General features: G+C 64.8%; 10 protein-coding genes. 5 read left to right on the top strand and 5 right to left on the bottom strand.

All coding sequences use genetic code 11. The features are described 5' to 3' along the window. Positions 1 to 47 precede the first annotated feature (47 nt). The 3 genes from IVA79_RS19905 (at position 48) to IVA79_RS19895 (ending at position 2,880) form a co-directional block, all read left to right on the top strand. Positions 48 to 1,319 (top strand): DUF2157 domain-containing protein, encoded by a 1,272-nt coding sequence (locus tag IVA79_RS19905; protein ID WP_247555791.1) that lies wholly within the window; start codon positions 48 to 50, stop codon positions 1,317 to 1,319. Beyond that, positions 1,316 to 1,912: a GDYXXLXY domain-containing protein gene (locus IVA79_RS19900; protein WP_247555788.1), complete on the top strand. Its 597-nt coding sequence runs from the start codon at positions 1,316 to 1,318 to the stop codon at positions 1,910 to 1,912. Before IVA79_RS19905 ends, IVA79_RS19900 begins: the two co-directional genes overlap by 4 nt. Positions 1,913 to 2,019: 107 nt before the next feature. Further along, positions 2,020 to 2,880, top strand: a complete 861-nt coding sequence (locus tag IVA79_RS19895; RefSeq protein WP_247555786.1) for a DMT family transporter — start codon at positions 2,020 to 2,022, stop codon at positions 2,878 to 2,880. Between the two features lie 10 nt (positions 2,881 to 2,890). Here the strand turns inward: IVA79_RS19895 and IVA79_RS19890 are convergent, their stop codons facing one another. Continuing rightward, complete coding sequence (locus tag IVA79_RS19890; RefSeq protein ID WP_247555784.1) at positions 2,891 to 4,105, bottom strand: EAL domain-containing response regulator; 1,215 nt, start codon at positions 4,103 to 4,105, stop codon at positions 2,891 to 2,893. 621 nt (positions 4,106 to 4,726) lie between these two features. After that, positions 4,727 to 5,890 carry a hypothetical protein gene (locus IVA79_RS19885; RefSeq protein ID WP_247555782.1) on the bottom strand — a complete coding sequence of 388 codons (1,164 nt, stop codon included), beginning with the start codon at positions 5,888 to 5,890 and terminating at the stop codon, positions 4,727 to 4,729. A gap of 334 nt (positions 5,891 to 6,224) precedes the next feature. Between IVA79_RS19885 and IVA79_RS19880 the strand changes: the two genes are divergently transcribed. Next, positions 6,225 to 6,848, top strand: a complete 624-nt coding sequence (locus tag IVA79_RS19880; protein ID WP_247555780.1) for a helix-turn-helix transcriptional regulator — start codon at positions 6,225 to 6,227, stop codon at positions 6,846 to 6,848. 82 nt (positions 6,849 to 6,930) lie between these two features. Here IVA79_RS19880 and IVA79_RS19875 read toward each other — a convergent pair whose 3' ends face one another. From IVA79_RS19875 to IVA79_RS19865, 3 genes are all read right to left on the bottom strand, one after another. Next, positions 6,931 to 7,179, bottom strand: a complete 249-nt coding sequence (locus tag IVA79_RS19875) for a hypothetical protein (RefSeq protein WP_247555777.1) — start codon at positions 7,177 to 7,179, stop codon at positions 6,931 to 6,933. A gap of 99 nt (positions 7,180 to 7,278) precedes the next feature. After that, positions 7,279 to 7,656, bottom strand: a complete 378-nt coding sequence (locus IVA79_RS19870) for an Hpt domain-containing protein (protein WP_247555776.1) — start codon at positions 7,654 to 7,656, stop codon at positions 7,279 to 7,281. 152 nt (positions 7,657 to 7,808) lie between these two features. After that, entirely contained in the window at positions 7,809 to 8,507 is a 699-nt protein-coding gene (locus tag IVA79_RS19865) for a Crp/Fnr family transcriptional regulator (RefSeq protein WP_247555774.1), read from the bottom strand. Positions 8,508 to 9,256: 749 nt separating this feature from the next. On the opposite strand from IVA79_RS19865, the gene IVA79_RS19860 reads away from it, so the two are divergent. Continuing rightward, positions 9,257 to 9,730, top strand: a complete 474-nt coding sequence (locus IVA79_RS19860; protein WP_247555772.1) for a response regulator — start codon at positions 9,257 to 9,259, stop codon at positions 9,728 to 9,730. The last annotated feature ends 506 nt before the right edge of the window (positions 9,731 to 10,236 follow it).

The raw sequence follows: 10,236 nt of genomic DNA, 5'->3' as shown, positions 1-10,236 counted from the left end.
ACCCAGCACTACCCCGCCCTTCGGCGGGACCAAGGTAATCCACCACGATGTTCGAGAAGACCTACCGGGACCGCCTCGACGCTGATCTTGCGCGATGGGAGGCCGAGGGCGTGATTGCGCCGGCGGCGGCTGCCGCCATCCGCAATGCGCTGCCGCCGCTGCCTGCGGGCATCAACATCGCCGTGGTCGTCGGCATTGTCGGCGGCCTGTTGATTGCGGCCGCGTTCCTCGCCTTCGTCGCGGCGCACTGGACGGAGATCGCGCGGCTTGTGCGGTTCGCGATCCTGCTCGCGGGCATGATCGTCACCGGCGCCCTCGGGGCCTGGTTCGCTGCGAGGGGGCGCGAGGTTCTCGCCGATCTCTGCGCGAGCGTTGGTGCCATCATCTTCGGTGCGGGCATCGCGCTGGTCGGCCAGATGTATCATCTCGGCGAGGACTTTGCTGGCGGCATGCTGCTGTGGTCGATCGGCGCGTTCGCTGCGGCGCTTCTGACCGGCTCGCGCGGGGCGCTCGCGGTCGGCCTCGTCGCTGCCAGCGTCTGGACCTGCATGCGGATCCACGATGCGCCCGACGTCCTGCATCTTCCGTATCTGGTGGTCTGGCTGATCGCCGCAGGCCTCGCCTTCGCATGGAATTCCCGCGTCGCCGCTCATCTCGTCGCGCTCGCGGTGCTGCCGTGGTGGATCGCGACGTCGCTTCGCTTCGAGTTCGAGGGCGCCCAGCCGTCCTTCGTGCTCGCGAACGGGGCCGCCTTGCTGTTCGGTGCCGGGCTTGCGATCGCCGCCGCGTCCTCGCCGAGGGCCGGCCGGCTTGGGAGCGTTCTGTCGATCTACGGCGCGTTTGCGCTGGCCGCTGTCGCCTTCCTCGAGGTGACGACGGTCGACGACATCATTCGCTTCCGGACCGGCACGGTCTCCGCCCAGCCGATCTGGGCGATCCTGTGCGGAGTTGCGGGGGTGATCCTCGCCCTCGTCTCCGCCATGCTCACCAAGCGCGCAGGTGAGTTGCTCGCAGCCTGCGCGATCGGGCTCGTGCTGCTCGCCGCGCCGATCTGGCCGGTCTCCGCGGCCGGCGAGCCCTGGTTCGCTTACGCCGCGCTGCTGTGCGCCATGCTGTGCCTCGTCGTCTCCGGTGTGCTCGATGAGGTGCGCCCGCGGATCGTCGCTGGCTGGCTCGGGATCGCCGGCGTCATCGCCGGGATCACCTGGGCGGTGAAGGGCTCGCTGCTGCGTCGCTCGGCCTTTCTCGCGGGGGCCGGAATCATCGCCGTGGTCTTTGCCACCGCGCTCAATCGCATGCTGCCGAGGGCTGAGCGATGATCAGTGCCATCACAAGACTCTGGCAGCGTATCCCGAGAGCCGTGCTGTTCGGTGTCGCCGTCCTCGTTCAATGCGTGCTGCTCGTGCTGATGGTCGCCGACCGCATGCAGATCCTGCGCGAAGGCCGTGAGGTGACCTTGCAGACGCAGCCCGTCGACCCGCGCGATCTTCTGCGCGGCGACTATGTCGTGCTGCGCTACGACATTTCGGAAGTGCCGGCCGGTGCGCTCGCCGGCAAGCCGGCTGACGCGCGCAATCCATTCGTCTTCGTCAAGCTTGCGCCCAATGCCGACGGCCTTTACACCGCCGTCTCGGTGCATGCCGCGCCTGTGCCGGTCACGGCGCCCGAATTGCTGATCCGCGGCCGCGTCAGCTATTCCTGCGGATCAAACGTCCGCACCTTCTGCGACAAGCTGACGATCAAATACGGTCTCGAAAGCTATTTCGTGCCGGAAGGCGAGGGCGGCAAGCTCGAGCAGGCCCGCAACCAGCAGAAGCTGCGCATCGTCGCCGCCGTGCTGCCCTCGGGCCGCGCCGCGATCAAGCGGCTGCTGCTTGACGGCCAGCCGGTGTATGAGGAGCCGTTGTATTAACCGGCAATCCTTTCGGCGCCGCCTGCAGTTTCGTCAGATTGTGAAATTGTGACTGGCCTCCCCAGCGCGGAAGCCCCAATGTCGCGACTCAAAAAAATGGGACGGACATGCAATCTGCGGGCAGCGGCTGGGGCAACGGGCTTCTCGGCGTCATTATCTTTAGCGGCTCCTTGCCGGCGACACGGGTGGCGGTCGGCGGCTTTTCCGCGCTGTTCCTGACGTCGGCGCGTGCGGTGATCGCGGCGCTGATCGCCGTGGCCGTGCTCGGGCTGCTCCGGCAGGCCCGGCCGCAGCGAAAGGATCTCGCCTCCCTCACCATCGTCGCTGTTGGCGTCGTGGTCGGCTTCCCGCTGCTGACCGCGCTCGCGCTCCAGCACATCACATCGGCGCATTCGATCGTCTTCATCGGCCTGCTGCCATTGTCGACCGCGGTCTTCGCCGTGCTGCGCGGCGGCGAGCGGCCGCAGCCGCTGTTCTGGCTGTTCGCCGGTCTCGGCAGTGCCACGGTGGCCGGGTTTGCCTTGTCCGGCGACGGATCGGCCTCGCTCACCGGCGATCTCTTGATGGTCGCCGCCATCGTGCTGTGCGGGCTCGGCTATGCCGAAGGCGCGGCGCTGTCGCGCCGGCTCGGCGGCTGGCAGGTGATCTCCTGGGCGCTCTTGCTTGCGCTGCCGCTGATGGTGCCGGTCGCGCTATGGACCTGGCCGCCGGCCTGGAGCGGCGTCAGCGTGCCCGCCTTCCTCGGGCTCGCTTACGTCTCGATCTTCAGCATGTTCGTCGGCTTCATCTTCTGGTACCGGGGCCTTGCGATCGGCGGCATCGCGCGCGTCGGCCAGCTGCAACAGCTCCAGCCGTTCTTTGGCCTTGCGCTCGCCGGCCTGTTGCTGCACGAGCCGGTCGCCTGGAGCATGATCGCAGCAACCGCACTCGTGGTTGCCTGCGTCTTCTTCGCGCGCCGGTTTGCGTGAGGCTCCTGCCTCACGCCTGTCCCATCACCGTCCGCGTCAGCGCGCTCCGTGCAAATTTCTTCAGCGGCATCGGCTTGCCGAACAGAAAGCCCTGCGCGAGGTCGAAGCCGAGCTCGTTGGCTGCAACGAGGTCGGAGCGGCTCTCGACCCCCTGGGCCAGGCTGCGCGCGCCAAAGCGCTGCGCGAGCTCAACGATGTCGCGGCACACCGTGCGCTTGAGCCGATCGTTGCCGCTGCCGGTGACGAACTGCCGGTCGGCCTTCAGCGTGGCGAAGGGTATCTTGTCCAGGCCCATCAGCGCAGGCCAGTTGGCGCCGAGATTGTCGATCGACAGGCCGATATTGTGCAGGCCGACCTCGCGCGCGACCTCGGTCAGAAGATCGATATCGCGGATCGCCTCGTCGCTGTCGATCTCGACCGTCAGCCCGCCGAAGGCCGGATGCGACGGCACGCTGCGGCAGAGATCGCGCACCGCCTGTGGCTCCCTGAGATAGGACGCGGGAAGATTGATCGACAGGTCGACCGGGCTTTGCTGCTCCAGAAGATAGTGCCAGTCCTGCATGGCGCGCGCGATCACGAACTCCGACAGATCGCGCAAATGCGGATCGTGCGGCTCCGGAATGAAATAGGCCGGCGGCACCACGCCCCAGGTCGGATGCCGCATCCGCACCAGGGCCTCGGCGCCGCTGCGGACCAGCGTGCGCGCGTCGATCTTGGGCTGGTACCAGAGCTCGAGCCAACCGGCATGCAGGGCCTCGCCGACATGCACGGCCGGACTCGGCGCCGGCTCCTCCGGCAGCAGCATGGCGACGCGCTCGCGCAGCGTCTCCGCGGCAAAGGGCGTGGTCAGCGGCGGCAGCATGGCAAGGCCATATTCCTCGCCGACCTGCTGCACGGCCCTGACGATGATCGACTCGCGGGCGCCGACGGCCAGAACCTTGCCGGCAAAAGCCTCGCGCACCAAGATTTCGAGGAATCTCCCGGGCTCGATGCCGTCGGTGGCGACGCCGAGCAGGATCAGGTCCGGCAAATCAGTGGTGAGCACAGTCTGCAGCTCGTCCGCGCTGGCGCATTCGCTGGTGACGAAGCCGAGATCCTCCAGCACCTCGCTGAGGAAGGCGCGCAGATGCCGCTTGCTATCGGCCACGCAGGCGCGCGGCGTCACCTTTCGTCGTCCGAAGGTCACAGGCCTTCGTCCGACGAGCTCAATCATCCCATCGTTCATCGTACACCACTCCCGTTCCGTGACGGTTTCTTAAACGGCGAGCGTGGGTCCAAATAAGGAGAGCATCACATCGTTCTTGAATTATCTGAGTAACGTTAAGCCCTGCAATTCGAGCTAATTTTTCGACAGTCTGTTCGAAAAGAATTTGCACACCCAAGCACCGCACGCGCAACGATTGCCAGCGCACGCGAATTTTCTCTCGTGCGATGTAAGTGCGTCCTGTTCGCTGACCGGAAGAGGCGCGCAGTGCGATTGTGTGTGCCCTTTCGAAGCAACGGCAGATGATCGGAGGATTATTGCCGGCGGCTCCTTTGAGATGCGCGGCCAGTGTTGCTCGACGGCGAACAGGGCCGCGTCGTCTTCTTCCCGCGATGCGCGGTCCGCTTTCGCTCGCGACGGTTCCGCGACAACGCGGCCAGGCCCACGGCGAATGTGAAGCGCATCACACGCGTGCAGCTGCACTTGCGCTATTGCTCGCCTCAGCCGGTGGTGGGCTGTCGAGGATTGCGACAATGACGACGCGGCGGTTGATGTATTGGTGGTTCAGGATCGTGATGTCAGGGCGATTTCTCGATCGCTTCCTGTGCCTGCCGCGCGCGCACTGAAGCGCGCCGCGCGATATCAGGTCTGCCCGATCAATTTGCGAAACGCCGCCGCGCTGTCCTGCACCACGTCGCGTCCCTTCCAGGCCAGATAAGTCAGCTTGCCGCCGAACGTGTCATGGCTGCGCAGCCGGCGCGATCCCAGAATGTGGCCGACATTGGAAGGGAAACGACTCACCTCGGCGGACACCAGCGCCGCGATCGCGTCCATCAATTGCTGGAGGCGGATGCCCCATTCGCAATGCTCGATTCCGTCGATGCGCACCTTGAGCGCATGTTCGGTGTCGTAGATCTCGGTGAGCAGCTCGCGGGCGACCAGCACCCGGTTGTGCCGGAGCGCGACCCGAAGTGCGAGGCGCTTGTCGTCGAGCCGGTCGAGCACCATGGGAACGACGCAGGCATAGGGCGCGGCGGCGACGTCTGCGGCGTTCTTGCTCGCCGCGGCCTTGGTGGCGAGGCGGATCAATTGCCAGGACGTCTTCAGGCGCCTTGCCACCAGCGTCAGCGCGAAGGGTAGTGCGTCGGGATGAGCCTTCTTGAAGGCGTCGAGTTGCGCGGTGATCTGGGCAACCTGGCCGTCGTCGAATCTCGTGATTTTTTCGGGCAGTTTTTCGTTGAATTTCGGCAGCGCAGCGCCGGCGCGCAGCACATGCTGCATCTTCCTGACGTCGTCGAAGGCGCTGCGCGATGCCGTGTACTGCGCGAGCTTGGCGCGTGCAAATTCGGTGCTCTCCGCTGATGCGAAAGTGCTCTCGAGGACCTTGAGGACCTTGGTCTGGAAGGTCGATGCGATCTTCAGGACTTCCTTCTGATTGTTGGCGGCAACCTGGTCGCTGATCGCCTTGATGTAGTCGCGGGCCATGGTCGGCAGCAGGTCGCGGCAGATCCACTCCCAGATCGGGGTGAGGGTGTTGCGCGAGATCCGCCCCAGATTGGCGTGCTCGGGCGCGCCGTCGATCAGCAGCAGCTCGAGCGGCGCGAAGAAATAGCGCGACGGGCTGGTGATACGCGCATGGGTCGATCCGTCCTTGCGAAACTCGGCGCGCAAGCGGGACAGGACGTCGGCCGAGCCCGGCATGTCGATGCCGCACAGCTCGAGCCGCTCGAGCTCACTGAGCAGACAGCTGCGCGACAGCGGCGTCAGCCTCTGCAGGAATTCCGACAGCCGATCGACCTCGTCCATGGCACGCAATCTTTCGCAGCGTGTCCCGCCGGGGGTGCGGGCCCAATGCGTGGAGGCATTTGCGCGCTCTCAACCTCCTAAGAAAAGCAAGTCGCCGTTAATTATTCCGTAAAAACCGGGGGCGGCGTCGGGCGAAAGCGGCGGTTAAGGAGTTTTCGTCCCGTTTGCCCAGGGCGTCAGCAGAGAACTCAACCGTTGCGGGGGCGAGCGCCGCGTGGCGCAAGCACAAATTGTGCCGACGCCGCCATTTTAGCGTAAAGCTGCCGAAATCACCGTAGTCTTACGGAGCAGAAAGTTAACCACAGAACCCCCCGGGTTCCGCTAAATGAGTGACATGGGGTCACAGAATGATACGGCCACCGATTCGCGGCCGTCGGAATGGTACGAAAGCAGCGCTGCTTCAACTGAAGAGCTCGATTTCGCCCGTCTGAGCGCCGCCCGGGCCAAGGCTGCCGACGAAATGGCCGCTGCCATCGCCCGCGAGCTCAACGGCCCCCTGACTGCGCTGCTGCTCTACATGGGCGAGATCAAGCATCACAGCGATCAGTTCGCGCCTGTGACCGGCGACCGGGCCTATTTGCAGCGCGTGGTCGAAAACGCGCTGGCCCAGACCGAGCGCGTTTGCGGCCTGGTCAAGCAGCTTACCGGTCCTCACAAGAGCGGCTTGCCGATCCCGTCCAGCGTCGAGGATCCGGCATCGAAGCTCACCCGCGCACAGCAAGCCCCGCGCGTGCCGAGCGCCGAGCTGCTCGGCCTGTCGGGCCAGAAGCGCCTGACCAAGCGCGAGCGCGAGGTGCTGAGGCTGATCAGCGAAGGTTACTCCAACAAGCAGGGCGCGCTTCGGATGCAGATCAGTCCGCGCACCTTCGAGAGCCATCGTGCCGAGGCGATGCGCAAGCTCGGTGCCCGCAACACCGCGGATCTGGTCCGTGCGGCACTGCTGCATTCGATCGACTGAGGCCGGCGTGTTGCATCGCCGGCAGGCGATGCGGACATCTCTCTCGAGAGTCTGAAAGCCCGATCGCGCTCAGAAATAGTCTTCAGAAATAGTCCTCGGCGAAGGGACGCGCGCGCGAGGCGGGACGCAGCGGCTTGATCTCTTCTTTCGGGCCGTTCGGGATGATCGTGATGGTCCAGCGGGGAGGCATGCTCGATTCCTGCTCCAGCACCGAACGTACGAAGCCGGTCACCGTCGACTCGCCAGCCTTCACCGTCGCCATCCGGCCGTTGAACTGTGCGATGCGGCAGCGGCGAACCTCCTTCTGGTCCGCGGTCTCGTAGGTGAACATGAAAACCCTCCTGGTTTCCCGCGACTATCGCCACCTATGATTAGCCATCTCTAAAAATCGCAAACCGTAGAAGTACGGCGGGAATGCACGCGCGGGTGGTTAGCGCGGCGGCTCCTGCGCGCGCGCGGCGGCATAGGCGGCATCCATCAGGTCCAGGAGATCGCGGAATTCGACATCGCCGAGCCGCTCTGCGGTCTTCTCCAGCGTCAGTGCCAGCGCCGCGAGCCTGACATAGCCGAACGTCGCGGCCGCGCTCTTGAGCGAATGCGCTTCGCGCGCGATCCTGGCGTGGTGCTGTGCGGGCGACAGCGTGCGAAACAGCTGCAGGCGCGCGCAGGTCTCGCTCCAGAATACCTCGCGCACTTCACAGGCCCCGTCTTCGCCGATCTCGCGCACCAGCGCTTCGTATGCGCGCGGCTCGCGCGCGGGGGCGGCATCGGGCGCCTTCTGCGCGGGCGCAACGGTGACTTCAAACATGGCCTGGCCTCGATCACAGATCATTGTCGCGCGGCACGTCCCGGCGCGAGGGCACGCTCCTGTGTCTACGGCATTCGAATTTCAGTTCCGGTGGCAGGACATGAGGTGTTTGCGCCCCGGCATTAGCCGGCGGTTTACCATGCGCGCCGCGGTCAGCGCGCGCCGAGCAACCGGTCGTACTGGGCTTTCACGGTGGCGTAGCATTCGCATGCCGTCTGGCGCAGGCCGTCGAGGTTGACGATCTGGATGTGCCCGCGGCTGTAATGGATGAAATTGGCCTGTTGCAATGTGTTGGCGACCAGCGACACGCTGTTGCGCCGCGCCCCGATCATCTGCGCCATGGCTTCCTGGGTCAGCAGCAGCCGGTAGTCGCCCGACAGATCATGGGTGTGCAGCAGGCAGCGCGACAGCCGTGCCTCCACCGGATGGGCGGCGTTGCAGCCGGCGGTCTGCTGGACCTGGGCGTAGACTGCGAGCCCGTGGCGCGTCAGCAACGTGCGCAGGGTGCTGCTCTGGTCGGCGGCGATGCGCAGCCGGTCGAGATCCATCACCGACGCAAGGCCCGGCATCAGCACGATGGCGGTGTTCAACGCGCACGCATCGCCCATGGTCGAGAGCGTCCCGAGCAGGCTGTCGCGGCCAATCATGGCGACCTGCACATACTCGCCTTTGGCGAGTTTCACCACCAGCGAGATGACGCCGCGGTGAGGAAAATAAGCGCGCTTCAGCGTCTCGCCGGTCTCGACCAGCACCGCATCATGGGGCAGATCAACTGTTCGCAGGTGCGGGCGGATCAATTCATAATCGTCCGCCGACAGTGCGGACAGGAAACCGTTGGGTGGGCGCCCCATTGTTTCCAAAGCTGCCTCCCGTCTCCTGCACCAGCGGGTCGCGGCAGGTGAGACCGCGCCCTGGGCGAGTAAGTTCCATCATCTTCCCGTCGGGATATATTGGCAATTGGGACAAGATGTCCGGCCATGGCACGTCGGACGCTCGTCCCAGCTGCATGTGTGCACGTCGGCGTGCAGTCGGGCGCGCGTAGCAGTTCTGATCACCGCGAGGTTCCCGTCGGGCGCATGTGGTAGCGCGGTGCCCGCCTCGCCCAAGACAGTTTCTCTGACCATTTCCACCCTCGAGGAGGGCGCCGATCCGCCGGATCGAGCATTTGAAGCAACTGACTGGGCGGGCGGTCATGCAGATCAACCTGACGCGTTATGGACGCCGCGCCTGTCCGTCATCCAGTTGCGCGGCGGGAAAAATATATTGTAACGGTTGTAGAGATGTCCATATACCCGTTAGAGGGCAGACAGCCCAGGGCGTTTACGGCGGAAATACGGGAGACGCGCTGATTCGCTCCGAAGCCTGCGCGCCTGTCCTGTAAGGGGCGCGGGAAAAGCGGCAGGGGGGCCTTCATGAGCCGGAAGCATTGCATCCGTGCTGCGATCGGACACCGGTCGCCACGCGCATCCTCTTGCAATCGGACATTGCTCCCGATCATGGCGCCATTTGGCCGCAGATTTCGCGTCCATCGTCTTCGTTTTCCCGGTGCCGCAAACGATGACGACCATCCATGTCTCGATCGAAACCACAGGAGAAGGGCGTGTCCTACGGCTCGATGATTGAATTGCCGAAACGGGAAGCTCAAGCGGGGAGGGAGAGTCCGCGCCATCTTCTCGTTGTCGACGACGACCCGATGGTGTGCATGGCCATCGAGATCTATCTCCAGCGCAATGATTTTCGGGTGACGATCGCCGAGGGGGGTGAGGCCGGACTGCGGGCCCTCGAACACGAACAATTCGATCTGATGATCATCGACATCTTCATGCCGCACATGCGCGGGTTCGAGTCGATCCGGATCTTCCACGAGCGGGCGCCCGTCATTCCGCTGATCGCGATGTCCGGCTACGCTTTTGCCAATCTGAATTCGCCCGCGCCCGATTTCCTCCGGATGGCGCTGGAGCTCGGTGCCGCACGCTGTCTGCGCAAGCCGTTCACGCCGCACGCGCTGCTCGCCGCCATCAATGATTGCCTGGCGGAGCATCGCGACATTGCGTCGGCCGAACGACTGGGTTAGCGCCGCGCGCGCCGTGGGGGTCACGGGGTAACGGTTCGTTTACCGAAAACGCGAACTTTGCGGACATCGGCTAGTGGGAAACGACGGCGCCCTCGATGGCGGACGGCTTCGTTCAATCCCGCGCAAGCCATGCCTATCGTCCTTCACGAGCAGGGCCTTCCGGTGCGTCCCGCCGCGTCGTTATCGGCGCGTTTACCTCACGCGTCTCGCCGCTGCGGCCCGATGACGTCTGTGCCGAGGGGCGCCCTCGCGTGCAGCCGAACGGCAAACTTCTCTTCAATATCCGTATTAGCACGGAGGATGAAATTAACGGGACCGTGAAAGGGGATGTCTAACGATCGAAAAGAGGGCTTCCGTCGACTCCAAACGCGGCCCAGGCGTCGAAGTCCAGCTCAGTAAGGCGTAGCTCATGGATGATCTGTTGCGGGAGTTTTTGACGGAGACCAGCGAGAGCCTGGACACCGTCGACAATCAGCTGGTGAAGTTCGAGCAGGAGCCGAACAACG

This window comes from Bradyrhizobium sp. 138 (genome assembly GCF_023074075.1).
Taxonomy (GTDB): domain Bacteria; phylum Pseudomonadota; class Alphaproteobacteria; order Rhizobiales; family Xanthobacteraceae; genus Bradyrhizobium.
The sequence above is the reverse complement of the archived record's forward strand: the minus strand, read 5'-3'. Positions and strand labels throughout refer to the sequence as shown.